Source organism: uncultured Pseudoteredinibacter sp. (genome assembly GCF_947500695.1).
Classification (GTDB): Bacteria; Pseudomonadota; Gammaproteobacteria; order Pseudomonadales; family Cellvibrionaceae; genus Pseudoteredinibacter.
This window is the reverse complement of sequence record NZ_CANMSS010000008.1, coordinates 172,994-189,603: the sequence shown is the minus strand read 5'-3', so window position 1 is coordinate 189,603 and position 16,610 is coordinate 172,994. Positions and strand designations below refer to the sequence as shown.

Here is a 16,610-nt window from a genome sequence, read left to right as displayed (position 1 = left end):
GGCAGTGGAAATGATGTTTATGAAGCATATTGGCCTAGCATTAATTTTATTACTTAGCTCAAGCTTGAGCTTTGCAGATCGTATTAAAGATCTGGCCTCGGTAGCGGGCGTGCGTAGCAATCAGCTAGTTGGTTATGGTTTGGTGGTTGGCCTTGATGGAACGGGTGATCAAACCAACCAAACGCCTTTTACTACGCAGTCATTCCTCAGCATGATGAAACAGTTTGGTGTCACTGTACCGGAAGGTGAGCGTGTGACCTTGAAGAATGTTGCGGCCGTCGCCATTCACGCTGAGCTACCTCCATTTTCTAAAGCGGGGCAAACCATTGATGTCACCGTTTCTTCTCTAGGAAATGCTAACAGCCTTCGTGGCGGCAGCTTGTTAATGGCCCCTCTAAAAGGTGTTGACGGCAATATTTACGCTTTGGCACAGGGCAACCTAGTTGTCGGTGGTTTCGGCGCAGAGGGTGCCGATGGATCTCGCATTACCGTTAATGTTCCAGTTGCTGGTCGTATCCCAGGCGGCGCCATTGTTGAAAGGGAAGTGCCAAGCAACTTCAATAATGGTCAGCCTTTGGTGTTCCATTTAAAACGCTCGGACTTTACTACTGCTAAACGTGTAGCCGATGTTATTAACACCACATTGGGCCCAGGTGTGGCGCGCCCAATGGATTCCACCTCGGTAGAGGTGGATGCTCCGATAAACCCATCTCAACGTGTTAGCTATTTATCGATGTTGGAAAATCTCGAAGTCACCCCAGGTGAAGAGGCGGCCAAGGTGATTATTAATTCACGCACTGGCACCATCGTGGTGGGCAAACACGTAAAAGTAGATCCAGTTGCGGTAACTCACGGCAACTTAACGGTCACTGTTTCAGAAAGTGTCGAAGTTAGTCAGCCCAATGGCTTGGCGGCGGGTACTACAGCTGTAGTTCCTGATAGTCAGGTAGCTATTGAGCAAGAAGATAACCCAATGTTTAAGTTTGCTCCTGGTCCTTCTTTGGAGGATATCGTTCGTGCAGTTAATAAAGTCGGCGCAGCCCCTGGTGATTTAATGGCAATTTTAGAAGCCTTGAAACAATCCGGTGCCCTAAAAGCAGAATTGGTGGTGATCTAATGAATAATCTAGATACCTTGTCGCGCCCAAGTTTGGTCAACGCTGGGGTTAATTATAATGATCTTAACTCCTTAAATAGTATTAAGCAGGCAGGGCGGGATAAAGATCCAGAATCTTTGCGTAAGGTAGCCCAGCAGTTTGAGGCCATGTTTATTCAAACCATGTTAAAAACCATGCGCCAAACCAATGAAGTATTTGGTAAAGACAACTTTCTAAACAGCAATGAAACCTCAATGTATCAAGGTATGCTCGATGATCAAATGAGCTTGACCTTGAGCAGTGGTCGAGGCCTAGGTTTGGCCGATGCCTTTTTCAATCAGATGAATCGCCAGTACAACTTCGCTAAAGCAGAAGCCGCAGGCGAAAATTCGAAGGCAGAAGTTGCCAATACCATGCTCAATCGCAACTCAGCTGCCGAAGGTAAGATTAACTGGCAGGCAATCACCAGTAGTTCAGCGTTTGAGGGTATTGATCTTGATACGATGCGAGTGAAGATGGCCGAAGCGGCTGATGCTCGCCGTGCCTTTTTTGAAGCCGGTGCCAATAAAGCGCGTGAGTTACAAAATGGTGTGTCGACTCAATCGATCGCCAGCAGCATTCAAGATTTTATCGAGCAACTGGCACCGGCCGCGAAACGCATTGCTAATTATCTTGGAGTCGAAGCCAAGGGCATCATTGCTCAGGCGGCCCTTGAGACCGGTTGGGGGCAGCATATTATTCAAGATTCCGAAGGCAAAAGTAGTTTCAATCTATTCAACATTAAAGCCCGAAAAGGTGAACCCAGTGTGCAAGTGGGTACCTTGGAGTATCGCGATGGTAAGCCGGTAACTGAGCAGGCCGAGTTTCGTAAATACGAGAGTATTCAAGAAAGCTTCAGCGATTATGCTCGCTTGCTGAAAAATAACGAACGTTATCAGGGTGCGTTGGCACAGGGCAGTGATGCTGGGGCTTTTGCTCAGCAGCTACAAAATGCGGGCTATGCTACCGATCCTAAATATGCTGAAAAGATCCAGCAAATTTTGCAACGTCAGGAATTCAAGCTGCTGGATTAATAGCAGTCTTGATGGGCACCGATTATGACAAACAGCCTCTTAAATATTGGACGCACTGGCTTACAAGTAAGTCAAAACCAATTAAATACCACCGGTAATAATATTACCAATGCCAATACACCGGGTTATAGCCGTCAGCGTGTCGATGTTGTCACGCAAGATAGCTTTTCCACTTCGGCAGGCTTTATTGGTACTGGTGCTAAAGCGGTTGATATTGAAAGGGTTGTTAATCAATTCGTTATCGAGCAAGTGCGAACCAGTGGTTCGGCTTTTAGTCAGCTAGAAGAATATTCCACCAAGCTTTCTCATCTAGATAATCTTCTCGCCAATGAATCTAGCGGCATGTCGGGTGTTTTAAATAGCTTTACTGCCGCTGTAGCAACGGCGTCCGATGATCCTGCTTCTTTGCCGGCACGTGAATCGGTATTGGCGCAAAGCCGTATCTTGGCAGAGCGTTTTAATACGCTTGATAAAACCATGAATGATATCGCTGACGGTATTAATGATGAGCTGGAAAGCACCACACAGCAAATCAATATCTTGGCCAATGCGATCGGCAGCTTAAACCAGCAGATTGTTGAATCTACGGGCAACAGCAATATACAAGCGCCCAATAGTCTATTTGATCAACGTGATGAGCTCTTACGAGAACTATCCAGTTTGGTCAATGTATCGGTAGTTAATGAAGGTAATGGTAACGCCAATATCTTTTTTGGCAATGGGCAGAGTTTGGTGGTGGGTTCTACCACTTATGAAGTGATGGCTATCCAAGGTGAAGAAGATCCTTCTCGCTACGATATCGCTATTCAAGATGGAGGCACCTTAAAGACCATTACCAAAGATGTCACTGGCGGTAAAATGGGTGGCTTGCTTGAGTATCGTCAAAATTTTCTAGATCCAGCGATCAGTGAGCTAGGTCAAATGGCAATCACCATTGCCGATACCATGAACCGTATACAGTCTGGTGGTTTAGACTTGGAAGGTCACTATGGCGCTGAGCTATTTCGCGACATTAATGACCGTGAGTCCACCTTGGAGCGGGTGGCTTACCACAGTGGCAATCAATCTCCCAATGATCGCGTAATAAGTGTCGAGATTACGGATACCAGTAAACTTTCATCCGGTAATTTTCAGATGCGCTTATCGGGTGGAGCCCCCAGCGTTTTTGAAGTATTGGATAGCAGCGGCAATGTGGTTAAGACGGGTGGTCTCGATGGTGTGTTTCCTCAGACCATTGAGATGGATGGTTTCAATATTAAATTAGAGAGCGGCAACTTTAGTGCTGGTGACCAGTTTCTAATTAAGCCCACTCATAATGGCGCGGCCAATATCAGCCTTACAGGCATCCAAGCCGATGGTTTAGCCTTTGCGCAGCCTATTGTGACAGGTACATCTTCGGGAAATACCGGCAACGGCAGTATCTCAAAAGGTAATGTGGTATCAGCGGTAGATTCCAAAACCGGTGAGCTTTTGCCAAGCTTTCAAAAAGCCGGTGAATTGGCACCGCCACTGATTATTCGTTTTACTTCAGAGACATCTTATGATGTCTTAGACAACACTGATCCATCAAACCCTGTCAGCTTGGTTCCACCATTAGAGAACCTGCCTTTTACCCCAGGCATCAGTAACGAGATATTGCCAGGGAATACTGGTCAAACCTTTATGATCAGTGACGGCTTTAATGCGGGCCGTACCCCTTTATCAACGGAAATCCAAAGCGGACCCATTGGCACCGAGGCAAGTAATGCCATTGTCGAAGAAGTGATAACCATTTCTAGACCCTTGGATAATGGCAAGATAGAAACTCAAAATTTAGTTATTCCCCAAGGGCAATCAGCACAAGCCGCGGCGGCATTATTGAGTGAAGCCAACGGAGTGAGTGCAACCGCATCTAGCTATGCCGAGCTTAATGTTAAAGACAACGGTACCGGAACAGATTTTGAGCTCTACTTGAATGGCAAACAGCTTACCTTATCTCAGCCTAATTTATTGGGTGACTTACCGTCTCCAATGACGAATGACTACTTGGCGGATGCCATCAATGCGGATGGCAATCTACAAGCCCAAGGTATACGTGCGGTCAGCGATGGCAATAGTGTAAAAATTTACTCCAATCAAGGTGTTGATCTTAAATTCCAGGTCGAAGGTGGTGGTGGCGATAGCGTTGAGTTCAAGGGAAATAAGCCTGCTTCGGCATTAGGTACAGTGGATGTAAATAACCCAATTAACTTTAACGCCGGTGGCCCAAACAGTTTTAATTTAGATCTATTCGATGGGCCAGGTGGCGCAAGCAACCCTAGAACAGTGGAGCTAGAGGGCAGTTTTAGTGATACCGAGCTACTACTGCAGCATGTGCAGACTCAGGTTGATAAAGCCTTTGGTGAAGCTGGTAAAGTTGTTGTTGCTCAAAATGCCGACGGCACGATTCGTTTTGATACTGTCGATAACGACATGTCCACTCAGTTGCGTGTTACAGGGCCATTGGGTGCCGATCCTCTGGGTATGGCCGCAGCGGTTGGGCAGGGTACACTTCGCCCGGATGATATTATAGAAGTTAATGGTGTCGGTGGTGGCAATGTACAAGCATTAACCTTTGCTGGTGAGGTATCGGTAACCATGGAGGATGGTTATAGCTTAAGCAGTGATGCCGCATCGCAAGGTAACTTCTTTGGTCAGAATAGTACGGCGCAATCTGCCTTTATGGGTTATGGCTTGACTATCAGTGGCAACCCAGACAAGGGCGACGAATTTACCGTCGATTTTAATACCGATGGCCATTCAGATAACCGCAATGCTCAAGCGCTTATCAATCTAATGAGTGAGCAGACTGTTGGCGGTCAAGCTAGTTTTCAAAAAGCTTACTCACAGATCGTTGAAAAAGTCGCGACGGAAACCTTCGAAGCAAAAAGTAATCGTGATGCGGCCAAGGTCGTTTATGAGCAATCGGTAGCGCAGCGTAATAGTATTTCTGCGGTTAACTTGGATGAAGAGGCGGCAAACCTTATCAAGTTTGAACAGATTTATAACGCGTCCTCCCAGGTGATAAGCGTCTCTAGACAAATTTTCGATACCTTACTGGGAATATTCTAGTATTCCGGGATTTAACTCATGAGAATTTCATCAATACAAACTTTTACTACCAGCGTTAATCGAATTGTTGATTTGACCGGGCAGGTAGGTAAGACCCAGAGTCAGATCTCGGCGGGTACTCGAATCCTGCAGCCTTCGGATGACCCAGTTAATGCCGCCAAAATTCTCGATTTAGAGCAAGAGCTGGCTTCTAGAGATCAATATGTAAAAGATATTAACCTACTGGAAAATAGAGCCAAACTAGAAGAATCTACCCTTAAAACGGTTAACGATACCTTGATTCGTATTCGAGAGTTGACCACCCAAGCGGGTAATGGTGCTTTGATCCCCTCGGATAAAGAAGCAATTGCAGCAGAGCTGCGCCAGCGCTTGGATGAATTACAAAATTTGATGAACACCAAAGATACCTCTGGTGAGTATCTATTTGCAGGTTATAAAGGCCAGGCTGAGCCCTTTGTCGATACGGGTAATCGCAACTTCGTATTTGAAGGTGATGAAGGTCAGCGCTTTATTAAAATATCCAATACGGTGAGTATTCCTGCCAGTGATTCCGGTAAAGATATTTTTGTGGATATCAAAAGTGCACAGAATACCTTTACCACTCTCGCTAGTGATAGCAATACCGCAGTGCCTCCGGCTACAGTATCTGTAGGCTTGGTGGTTGATCAAGAAGCTTATGATGAGTTCTACCCAGAAGACATTATCATTGAGTTTCAAAACCCAGATGAGCGCACTTTGGTAGGCTTACCGGCACAAGCTAATTTTAATATTATCTCTAAGTCTGATGGTCGCGTGTTACAAGAAAACCTGCCCTATATTTCAGGCAAGCCAATCGAAATTAATGGTGTGCAGGTACAGATTGAGGGCAACCCGAATACCGGCGATACCTTCTTAATTGAGTCTTCCGAAAACCAGGGCTTGTTAACCAGCGTTAGTCGATTGATTTATGGCTTGGAAACTCTAGGGGATAGTGAAGAAGACAAAAAGGCTTATACCCAGTTGATCGAAGACTCCATTACCAATTTGAAGGCAGCGGAGGATAGCGTACTAGAAACTCGCGCCGAAATTGGTGCGCGTCTTAATACCATGGACAGCACCCGAAAACTTCATGAAGATCTTAAAATTGTCAGTACAGAGCTATTATCCAATATTCGAGATTTGGATTTTGCTGAGGCCAGCAGTCAATTATCCTTTGAATCCTTTGTCCTTCAAGCAGCTCAGCAAAGCTATGTAAAAATAGCAGGCCTTTCTTTATTCAATAACCTTCGTTAGTTGTATAGCTCTCTTGCCCGGGCTTAATTGCTCGGGCTCTGTAAAACCTCCAGGCATAAAAAAGCCGCTCAAGCTAGCGGCTAAAATTTCCAAGAATATCTATTCCTACTGCGGAAATGTAATGGTACAGACTGCAGATTGCTCTGTATTAGGTTCCTAACCGACGTAACTGCTAGTTACGAACATAAAATTGATACATGGCTCCGAAGGTTTGTGGGTTTCTTTTTTCATAGGCATCCCAATAACTTAGATTACGCATTAGCTCATCACAGGGGTAGGTGGTCTTGTAGGCCTGGTGATGTTTAGCAGGCACTCGAACAAAACCTAGGAAATCCATATCAAGATCTTCACAAAAGGCCTCTAGTTCTAAGGGGGTGAAGCGGTGTTCTTGCTCATGAAACAAGAGATCACGACAACCACTAAGGCTGTAAAAATCCGGTGAGGCCAACACGGCTGGCCACTGATCTGGGCGCTCTAAGATTTGGCGACGAAGCTCGCGCATATCTTTTGGTCGGCTTTCTAAAGCTTGTTCGGCAATCATCTTGCGACAGCGGATAACTTCCTCGCGAGCACGTTCACTGTAGAGCCCAATTTTCATTAGGCCTCCAGGCTTAAGTAGGCGCTTCAACCTTTGAGCACCTTCAAGTGGGGAATTCATATGATGCAATACGCCGCTACATTCGATGATATCAAAGCGCGCCTCAAGGTTGGCAAGCTCAAGGATGTCGGCTTGCAAAAAGACGATATTGTTTAACTGGTACTGCTCAGCTTTTTTCTTGGCATAGGCCAGGCTAGCGTGACTGATATCAATTGCAGTAACTTGGGTGTTGCGAAAATAGCGCGCGCATTGCAAGGCATGTTTGCCTGTACCGCAGCCAGCTACTAGTACTTTTAGGTTCTTGTCTTGTTGATTGGGCATAAAGCCATGATCGGGCAAGGAGATATCAAGCGCATGCTGATATTCAGTGGGTGTCTGATAGGGTAAAGCTAACCAACGAGGGTAAGGGTTCTCCTCATACTGAGCTTTTACTTTGCAAGATACGCTGTCACTGATTATGCCGAGGCTTTCAATATCAACTTTTTTCTCGACGTCGCTAAAGCACAGTTTCAATAACTGCCCCAAGTTAGCCAATAGCTCACCGCCGGTATTGATACTGCTGGCAGTATCGATAAGGTTATTTAACAAAGCGCCGGTATAAAGGCTTGGAAAGTTTGCGCTGGGCTCGTACATCATTAAACTAACCCAGTTATCCAATAAGGCAAGCTGTTCAGCTTGTCCGACTTCGCTACTTTGCAGTATGAGTTCAGATTGTTGAATACGACTTTCAAGAATCATCCGCTCGCTATCATCGTAAGCCATGACATGTTCATTGTTATAGGCTTGAATGGCGAGGCAAATTTTTAGGTTTAATTCATCTAGGCTGCAGCGTCTTGCAAATAGCAGATGCTGCCTAACCGAGCTGTTTAAGTCCTCGATTAAATCGCTACTAAAAATAACAACTCTTAGCGCTTTTAAATAGAGTTCATCTACGCAAAGGCCGGCGATATCCACTTGGCTGTCGGCGTTATTTAGTTGATAGCGATGAATCAGTAGGGACGCGATTAAGCGAGAAAGGTCGCTGTGATCGACATCCTCTAAATTTAGATAGAAGCGCAGCTGCTCGTCCAGATCTTCGGTGTCCGCATCGGCGGTTAACTGCTTTAAGCAGGCGAAAAGATTGCTTTTAACGTGGGCGTCATCTGGGTTTTGATGAATCAGCTTTTTATAAATATTAAAAGCACTGACAATTTCACCCTGGTGAAAGCAGCTATAGGCATAGGCTGCCTTCGCGCGAAAGTGGCTGGGCTCTAGTTTTACAGTCCGCTGAAAACATTCACGGGCTTTTTGGTGTTCGTCTTCGGCTAAATAGATGTGGCCCAAGCTAAACCAGCAAACGCTGGCCTCAGGGGCGTGTTGCAAGGCTTGACGAATAAGCTTTTTGGCTTTACCCAATTCATTACAATCTAGAGCGATACGTGATAATAGGGCGAGGGCATCAGCACATTGTGGGTAAATATGCAGAATATTTTTGCAGTACTCACGGCATCGCTGACGTAACTCGGCGACTTCCTGCTGTGAAATTCCTGGTGCAAGGCTTTTGCCGTAGCAGTCTGAAGATTTCTTCAGCAACTTATTTAGGATTTTCCACTGCCCAGCGCTTAAATTGAGCTGCTGGTGCTGCTCGCTAAAGTCCCTAGGAGATGTCTGCTTTATCGCTGCTTGTGTCACAATCTAGCTTCCCATTGTTCTTTAAATGTACCTAACTTGCTGCCAAATTTTTAACAGTAATGCCAGGGCACAATTCATTGTTAGGGAATAAGCAAAATATTTGCCAATTACTTTGTTTTTGTTCGATGTTTTTGGTTGGTGATTATAATTTCAATAAAAACAATGGCTTATGCTGATTTTTTATCGGTGCTGGGAGGCTGGAGGAAATGGCAAAAGAAAGCCGCAGGCTAGGCTGCGGCAAAAAATTGCCATTGGCAATTGGGGGAGTAGTCTGTTTAAAATCTTTACGATTTATCCTGTATGGATATTTAGCGACGCTTATTTAGCAACGCTTAGATAGCTAATAGCGCCACGCTTGGCTTTGTTCAGTGCATCGGCTTGTTTGCTTAAATCTTCTTGCCTCTGCTTTAGATCTTCTATAACTGATTGGTAGCATTCCAGGATGCGGCCAAGCTCTAGGATATCTTGTTCAGTAGCAGCGCCTTGGCCCGCTATCTGTCCGCCATCCAGGATGGTTCTCAACTGCTGATCGATATCCAGTAATTGATTCCAGCTTTCTTCTTGCGCGGCATCGATAATGGCCAGGCGCAAATTGCGAATAGCGCTCATAAAAGTCCTATCTTTGTGTGCTGGGGCGTTTTGCCCTAAATTCTGTTTCACGGTGCTGTCCTTTTCCACCTGCAGCGCAGATGTTATTCAGGCAATTAGCGATATAGCAAATTGCAGGCCAAACTTAGCTATCAATTTCTTGCCAGGCGGTATAGATGCCATGTAGCAAGCTATACACTTCGTCGATCATCACAGGGTTGTTTTCGGCATTCGCGCTGAACAAGCGAAATGTCATATAGTCGTACAGCTGCTCTAAATCGCGGGTCATTTCAGGGCTATGTTTGTGATCTAAAGATTCACGCAAGCAATCAATCATTTCGGTCGCTTTACCAATAAAGCGGCTGCGCTGCTCGTGTTCGCCGCGTTCTGCGTGACCCTTGGCCTTAGCTAGACGATCAAGTGCGCCGCCCATTAATAAGCTGATCAATTTATGTGGCGATGCATCCAATGCGCTATAGCTGTTGTTTCGCTGATATTGCGCTGCTGCAGAACCTGAGCCGTAAAACATAAATTACCCCATTTTGTTTTTAACGATGTGACATCGCACCTGTGTCTTATATTTAGGTTTACGGCCGTAGGCGGGGTGGCTTTAACAAAAAGTGAGAAAAAGTTTAACCACTGGTCGAGCGGCAAGTTTTCGCTTAAATTCTCTTTCTGGGCGGTAGTGCCTTGCCGTTCATCGGCCATTTTTTGTTGGCAGCTAGTTTGAGTGTTACGCCTCTTTTTTCACCTTTCTTTCGTTTTCTAGTTTCTTTCTTCTTTATATAGCTAATTAAAAATCACATTCACCAGGCTAAAAACTGGCTCTAGATTAATCGCTAGAGCAGGGCAGAAGCTTAAAAATAATTCTAGAAAAACTGACAATCTAAAAATTCTTGTCTATATATAAGGTCCGTAAAAATAGTTTAGGCAATTATTGCTTTAGCTTAATTAGATAAGACAATGCTGCTAAAACAACTACTTTTAAAGGCTTTTTAAGAGGTCGACTATGAAATACCCTCTTATATTCACCACTTCTTCCATTTGTTTTGTGGGTGTTTTGTTTAAAAACACGACAAACGGTCAAATTCAAACTAAAGCATTTCCCTAGGGTGCCGTTAAGACCATTGAAACATTTTGCTTTGGCAAATATGGATCAGAGTGCAGTTACCTAATCTGGTATGGATTGTGCAACCGATGATTGTCCAATTATGGATGCATCAAAGATTGAGCAATCATCTTCGTCAGAACGCACGATTGAGCACTTTGATCAAAAAGGTCGCGAGCTTGCTTAGGCAGGAGCGCAGGTAATCTCTAAGGAGTAATGATATGGCTTCGGTTATTAATACAAATATGGCGTCGCTGACAGCGCAACGTAACTTGAGTAGTGCCCAGGGCGCTCAAGCGGATGCCATGCAACGCCTGTCTTCAGGTCTACGAATTAACAGCGCAAAGGATGATGCCGCAGGTTTGGCAATCTCGACTCGCTTCTCTTCACAGACCCAGGGTTTGGCGGTTGCAATCCGTAACTCAGGTGATGGTGTATCTTTAGCGCAAACCGCTGAAGGCGCGCTAGGTACCATGACAGAATCTCTACAGCGTGTACGTGAATTGGCACTGCAGGCTGCTAACGGAACCAACTCGGCTTCCGACCGTGAAGCATTGAATGCTGAAGCTCAGCAGATGATCGCGGAAATCACTCGTACGGCGGACGAAACCAACTTTAACGGCCAGAAGCTGTTAGATGGATCTTTTGATACCAAATTCCAAGTAGGTGCCAACGCTGGTGAAACCATTGATGTTAAGGTTTCTGATGTAGGTGCAGATACTTTAGGTGTTTCTAAGCAGGCTGGTGTCTCCGCTGTGGGTACAGATTCCGCTTTAGGTAATGGTGATTTGATCATTAACGGTGTTGAAATTTCTTCTTCATCAGCAGCTGATGATAACGCTTCAACCGCTGGCGCTGAAGCCAGTGCGATCGCCAAAGTTGCAGCGATTAATAAACACAGCGACGAATCAGGTGTTCGTGCGGTAGTTGACGAAAACACCGTGGCGGGCTCAACTCAGACCGCCGCTGCGCAAAGCGGTACGATTACTTTAAATGGTGTTGATATTGATATCGATACTACGGGAGATGCAGCAACAACGCGCGCAGCTGTGGCCTCAGCGATCAATGCGGTTTCCGAGCAAACTGGTGTGAAAGCTATTGATACTGGTGATGCAGCGACTGGTGTGACTCTTGAATCTGCAGATGGTCGTAATATTGAATTAAACCTAGCCACTGCAGGCAGCTTAGATTCTGCTAACACAGGTTTGGCCGCGAGCGATACCTATGAGGGTGGGTTTACTTTGGTTGCTGAAGGCGATACCAAAGAAATTAATGTTCAAGGTGGTAATGGCACTGGAAATGGCGATTTAGCGAACGCTGGTTTGTCTAAGGGCGATTATACCCCAGGGGTGAGTGCAGTAGCATCCTCAGCTAAAACCGGTACAACGGCTACTTCTGCCACTGCGGCTACGGGTGTCATTGATTTATCCAGCCTGTTCGCAGATAACTCATCTGGTACGCATACCGTTGATGTCGATGTTGATGGTGCGACTCAAACTTGGACCTTTAACGCGGATCTAAGTGGTGCCGTTGACAATGACGACCTTATCGCTGACTTGGCAGGCAATAGTGGAGTTACTTTAACTGCAGTGAATGGCGGCGCAGCGAATGACGGTTTATTTACTCTTACGTCTAGCAGTACGGGTGCGTCCTCGGCGCTGGCAGTTTCTGCTTCCGCGGGTAATGGTGCGACGACAGCGATTTCTGGCTATACCGCTGGTGCTGATGCTGGTGCTGCAGCTGATCGAGACTTAGATGCCGGTGACCTTGTCATTAACAATGTTGCTATCAAAGCTGCTCAAGCTGGCGATGATACGGCTTCATACTCTGATGCCTCAAGTTCTTCGAAAGAAGCTTCTGGTATCTCAGTGGCGGCGGCAATTAATAAGTCTACCGGTGAAACTGGCGTTTCAGCTGAAGTAAATGCTACGGAGTTTGTGGGTGGTTCAACGACTTCTGCAGGTACAGATGGAAATACGGGTGCTGTATGGGTTAACGGTGTTGAAGTTGATCTAACTGTACAGACCGACGCTGGATCCAACCGCGCCCACGCTCTTGAGCAAATTAACAAAGTAAGTGGACAAACTGGCGTTACTGCAACCGATAACGGTGAAAGTTTAACGTTAACCGCCGCTGACGGTCGCAACATTGTTCTAGCATTTGACACCAACGCTGCTGATAACGGTGGTGTAGCTGCCAGTAACTTTGGTTTAGGTGGCACGGCTATTTCCTCTAGCGACATCACTACAACAGGTACTGGTAAAACTGCAGCTGATGCGGAAGCTCTGACCACTTATTCAACGGTAACCCTTTCTGGAGCCGGTGATATCGAAGTAGGTGCTGGCATTAATGGCAGTACGGCTCTTGACGAAATTGGCTTTACCGCCGGTTCCTTCGGTGGCGGTGAAGACGGTACTTTCTTAAAAGATATCGACCTGTCTACAGTCGATGGCGCGAATGCGGCTCTTACTGCAATCGACAACGCTTTAGATACTGTGAATGCTCAGCGTGCAGACCTGGGTGCGATTCAAAACCGCTTTGAGACCACTGTGCAGAACTTGCAAGTGAACTCTGAAAACCTAACGGCTGCTAATTCTCGTATTCGTGATGCTGACTTCGCATCTGAAACCGCTGAGTTGTCACGTGCTCGAGTTCTACAGCAGGCCGGTACTTCTATCTTGGCCCAGGCCAACGCCCTGCCAAACCAGGTGTTGTCTCTACTTCAGTAATCCTGGGGTAGATAACCTAGAGGAAGAGGGGGCCACAAGCCCCCTTAACCAAGCAGCGGCCTGAGGAAAACATTATGAACGATTTGCAAACCTCCTATACAGCGACCCCGCTAAGCGTAAAGCCTAGCGATCCGATTCAATCGTCTGTAGCGAGCAATGCTGGTGTTCACACTCAGGTGTCTACTGCACCATCTTCTGAGCCAGTCGTAGCGAGCTCAGAATCCGTGCAGCAGGACTTGGAAAAGGCCGTTTCTCGTTTGAATGATTATGTGCAGTCCACTCAGCGGGATTTGAAATTTTCCATGGATGAGGAGACCGGGCAAACAGTTATTACTGTAACCGATCGTTATACATCCGAAGTCATTCGCCAGCTGCCAGATCAAGTAGTTTTAGATTTGGCAAAAAAGTTAAACCATGAAGAGCCTTTAAAACTTTTCAGCGCGCAAGCGTAAATTTCTAAAAAGCTGCTTAAAAATAATTATTCTTAAGCAGCTATTGATAAGTCAGCAAAATTACTTTTGCTGATTTGTCAGCCGAAGTGAAGTTTTTAAAAGCGGTTTTAATTTTTAAAATGAGGATTTTTAAAGAAGACATTTAACGATTAAGAAGTGCGATAAAAGTCATAATTTTCAGTTAGTTAAACAAATTTGTTAGCCATAACAAACACCGATTCGAAGACCCGTTTAGCCAATTGAAATAAAAATCTTTAGAGAACGTGATCTGTTTTATTCGATGAATGGTTCAGTGGCCGTCTAAATTTTCAACGATTTAGGCCGCCAAGGAATTTGAATCGGATGTAAATGGGTCGCGTGCTCGCGTTTGCGTGTACGCCTTTTTAAAGCAAAAGGTGTTTGTTATGGCTTCGATCATTAATACCAATATGGCGTCCATCATGGCGCAACGTAATTTAAACAAGTCGCAGGGTGCGCAGGCCGATGCCATGCAGCGCCTTTCTTCAGGTCTTCGCATTAATAGTGCAAAAGATGATGCGGCGGGTTTAGCAATTTCTACTCGTTTTTCTTCTCAAACTCAAGGTTTAGCCGTTGCTATTCGAAACTCAGGCGATGGAATTTCATTAGCACAAACCGCTGAAGGCGCCTTGGGCACTATGACGGAATCATTACAGCGCGTACGTGAGTTGGCTCTTCAAGCGGCGAACGGTACAAACTCTGCCTCTGACCGCGAAGCGTTAAATGCTGAAGCACAACAGATGATTGCTGAGATTACGCGCACTGCAGATGAAACCAATTTCAACGGCCAAAAGTTATTGGATGGCTCCTTTGATACCAAATTCCAAGTGGGTGCCAATGCCGGTGAAACGATTGATGTAAGAGTTTCCGATGTGGGCGCAGATACCCTAGGGGTTTCTGATCAATCTGGTGTGTCAGCGGTAGGTACTGATTTTGCCCTCGGCAATGGCGATTTGATTATTAATGGTGTGGAGATTTCGTCTTCTTCTGCAGCAGATGACAATGCTTCAACCTCTGGCGCAGAGGCCAGTGCCATTGCCAAAGTGGCGGCTATCAATAAACATACAGACGAATCTGGTGTGCGTGCGGTTGTTGATGAGAATACAGTGGCGGGCTCGACTCAAACTGCAGCGGCAGCCAGTGGCTCCATCACTTTAAATGGTGTTGATATTGCTATCGACACTACCGGTGATGCCGCGACCACCCGTGCGGCTGTTGCGGCTGCGGTGAACGCGGTATCTGAGCAAACAGGTGTTAAGGCGATTGATACAAAAGACGCCGCTACGGGCGTAACACTAGAGAGTGCGGATGGTCGAAATATTGAATTGGCGCTGACTGGCTTGACTGAAGCCAACACGGGTTTAACATCGGCGGGGACTTATGAAGGTGGATTTACCTTAATTGCTGAAGGGGATACTAAGGGTATTAGTGTTCAAGGCGGTAACGGTACCGGCAACGGAAACTTAGCCAATGCCGGTTTATCTAAAGGTGAATACACACCAGGCGTTAGTGCGGTAAGTTCTTCAGCTAAAACTGGCATTGCACCGACAGCCGCATCATCAGCAGTAACTTTTGACAGTGTCGTGACCGGTGCTGCAGTGCTTGCTACAACATTTGATGTGGCGGTTGATGGCGGTAGCGTTCAGAATATTACGATAGCTGGTGGTACTTACAGTACGAATGCTGACTTGGTTGCTGCCATAACAATTACAGGTGCTACTGTATCAGCCGCAGTGCCTACAGACACCGATGGTTTGATCACTATTACCTCTGATACGACTGGTGAGGAATCTACCTTGGTTCTAAGTAACTTCGGTGGTGTAGGTGCGGCTTCGACAGAAACTACCACTCCGGGTGCTGCGAATGACAGAGACTTGGACGCAGGCGATTTGGTCATTAACAATGTTGCTATCAAAGCTGCCCAGGCAGGTGATGATACAGCTTCTTATGATGGGGCTGATAATTCTTCCAAAGAAGCTTCTGGAATTTCTATTGCAGCCGCCATCAACAAGTCAACGGGCGAGACAGGTGTTACTGCAGAAGTGAATGCAACAGAATTTGTTGGTGGCTCAAGCACATCCGCAGGGACGGCTGGCAATACGGGTTCTGTTTGGGTGAATGGTATTGAAGTCAACTTAACGGCCCAAACTGACGCAGGTTCAAATCGCGCTCATGCTTTAGATCAAATTAATAAAGTAAGCGGCCAGACCGGAGTAACCGCGACCGATAATGGAGAAAGTCTTACCCTTACCGCAGCTGATGGTAGGAATATAGTATTAGCGTTCGATACCAATGCAGCCTCGGGTTCAGGTGTGACGGCGGAAAACTTTGGTTTGAACGGTGGCGCTAATATTTCTGAATCAGATATCACGGCCGATGCGGTTACAAACTCTCAAACTACTGTGGAAGAGGCCAATGACAATGCCGTCACAACCTATTCAACGGTAACCTTGTCCGGTGCGGGCGATATTGAAGTTGGTGCTGGTATTAACGGCAGTACGGCATTGAGTGAAATAGGCTTTACGGCGGGTAATTTTGGTGGTGGTACGGACGGTACTTTCTTAAAGGATATCGATCTCACAACAGTTGAGGGTGCTAATGCCGCTTTGACATCGATTGATAATGCTTTAGACAGTGTTAATGCGCAGCGTGCTGATTTGGGTGCGATTCAAAACCGTTTTGAGACCACAGTGCAAAACTTGCAGGTGAACTCCGAAAATCTAACGTCGGCGAATTCTCGAATTCGAGATGCAGACTTTGCCGCCGACACCGCTGAGTTGTCACGGGCGCGAGTCTTACAGCAGGCTGGTACGTCTATCTTGGCCCAGGCTAATGCCCTGCCAAACCAAGTGTTGTCACTGCTCCAGTAAGTTTGGGGTAGATAACCTTGAGGGTAGTTGGGTATTTTACCTACC

At 46.2% G+C, this 16,610-nt stretch carries 10 protein-coding genes; 7 read left to right on the top strand and 3 right to left on the bottom strand.

All coding sequences use genetic code 11. From position 1 onward, the window contains the following. The first annotated feature begins 13 nt into the window (after positions 1–13). The 4 genes from Q1A08_RS15130 to flgL are packed head-to-tail and all read left to right on the top strand — an operon-like array spanning position 14 to position 6,531. Positions 14–1,117 carry a flagellar basal body P-ring protein FlgI gene (locus Q1A08_RS15130; RefSeq protein ID WP_299774523.1) on the top strand — a complete coding sequence of 368 codons (1,104 nt, stop codon included), beginning with the start codon at positions 14–16 and terminating at the stop codon, positions 1,115–1,117. Continuing rightward, positions 1,117–2,169 carry a flagellar assembly peptidoglycan hydrolase FlgJ gene (gene flgJ / locus Q1A08_RS15125; RefSeq protein ID WP_299774383.1) on the top strand — a complete coding sequence of 351 codons (1,053 nt, stop codon included), beginning with the start codon at positions 1,117–1,119 and terminating at the stop codon, positions 2,167–2,169. The genes Q1A08_RS15130 and flgJ overlap by 1 nt, the downstream gene beginning before the upstream one ends. A 24-nt stretch (positions 2,170–2,193) precedes the next feature. Continuing rightward, positions 2,194–5,259: a flagellar hook-associated protein FlgK gene (gene flgK / locus Q1A08_RS15120; RefSeq protein ID WP_299774381.1), complete on the top strand. Its 3,066-nt coding sequence runs from the start codon at positions 2,194–2,196 to the stop codon at positions 5,257–5,259. An 18-nt stretch (positions 5,260–5,277) separates the two neighbouring features. After that, positions 5,278–6,531 carry a flagellar hook-associated protein FlgL gene (flgL, locus tag Q1A08_RS15115; RefSeq protein ID WP_299774379.1) on the top strand — a complete coding sequence of 418 codons (1,254 nt, stop codon included), beginning with the start codon at positions 5,278–5,280 and terminating at the stop codon, positions 6,529–6,531. 172 nt (positions 6,532–6,703) lie between these two features. Here flgL and Q1A08_RS15110 read toward each other — a convergent pair whose 3' ends face one another. The 3 genes from Q1A08_RS15110 to fliS all read right to left on the bottom strand — a co-directional run bounded on the left by Q1A08_RS15110 (position 6,704) and on the right by fliS (position 9,917). Next, a complete protein-coding gene (locus tag Q1A08_RS15110; protein ID WP_299774377.1) occupies positions 6,704–8,800 on the bottom strand; it encodes a methyltransferase domain-containing protein in 2,097 nt (698 codons plus the stop codon). A gap of 318 nt (positions 8,801–9,118) precedes the next feature. Next, positions 9,119–9,460: a hypothetical protein gene (locus tag Q1A08_RS15105; RefSeq protein WP_299774375.1), complete on the bottom strand. Its 342-nt coding sequence runs from the start codon at positions 9,458–9,460 to the stop codon at positions 9,119–9,121. 73 nt (positions 9,461–9,533) lie between these two features. Further along, positions 9,534–9,917 (bottom strand): flagellar export chaperone FliS, encoded by a 384-nt coding sequence (gene fliS, locus Q1A08_RS15100; RefSeq protein ID WP_299774373.1) that lies wholly within the window; start codon positions 9,915–9,917, stop codon positions 9,534–9,536. Positions 9,918–10,717: 800 nt separating this feature from the next. On the opposite strand from fliS, the gene Q1A08_RS15095 reads away from it, so the two are divergent. From Q1A08_RS15095 to Q1A08_RS15085, 3 genes are all read left to right on the top strand, one after another. After that, on the top strand, positions 10,718–13,225 hold the full coding sequence (locus tag Q1A08_RS15095) for a flagellin (protein WP_299774372.1): 2,508 nt from the start codon (positions 10,718–10,720) through the stop codon (positions 13,223–13,225). Between the two features lie 74 nt (positions 13,226–13,299). Next, entirely contained in the window at positions 13,300–13,677 is a 378-nt protein-coding gene (locus tag Q1A08_RS15090) for a flagellar protein FlaG (protein WP_299774370.1), read from the top strand. Positions 13,678–14,081: 404 nt separating this feature from the next. Beyond that, positions 14,082–16,565: a flagellin gene (locus Q1A08_RS15085; RefSeq protein WP_299774368.1), complete on the top strand. Its 2,484-nt coding sequence runs from the start codon at positions 14,082–14,084 to the stop codon at positions 16,563–16,565. The last annotated feature ends 45 nt before the right edge of the window (positions 16,566–16,610 follow it).

Coding starts and splice junctions, on each gene's coding strand:
- Q1A08_RS15090 (WP_299774370.1), top strand. CDS start 13,300: ATGAACGATTTGCAAACCTCCTATACAGCGACCCCGCTAAGCGTAAAG.
- flgK (WP_299774381.1), top strand. CDS start 2,194: ATGACAAACAGCCTCTTAAATATTGGACGCACTGGCTTACAAGTAAGT.
- flgJ (WP_299774383.1), top strand. CDS start 1,117: ATGAATAATCTAGATACCTTGTCGCGCCCAAGTTTGGTCAACGCTGGG.
- fliS (WP_299774373.1), bottom strand. CDS start 9,917: ATGTTTTACGGCTCAGGTTCTGCAGCAGCGCAATATCAGCGAAACAAC.
- Q1A08_RS15130 (WP_299774523.1), top strand. CDS start 14: ATGTTTATGAAGCATATTGGCCTAGCATTAATTTTATTACTTAGCTCA.
- flgL (WP_299774379.1), top strand. CDS start 5,278: ATGAGAATTTCATCAATACAAACTTTTACTACCAGCGTTAATCGAATT.
- Q1A08_RS15095 (WP_299774372.1), top strand. CDS start 10,718: ATGGCTTCGGTTATTAATACAAATATGGCGTCGCTGACAGCGCAACGT.
- Q1A08_RS15085 (WP_299774368.1), top strand. CDS start 14,082: ATGGCTTCGATCATTAATACCAATATGGCGTCCATCATGGCGCAACGT.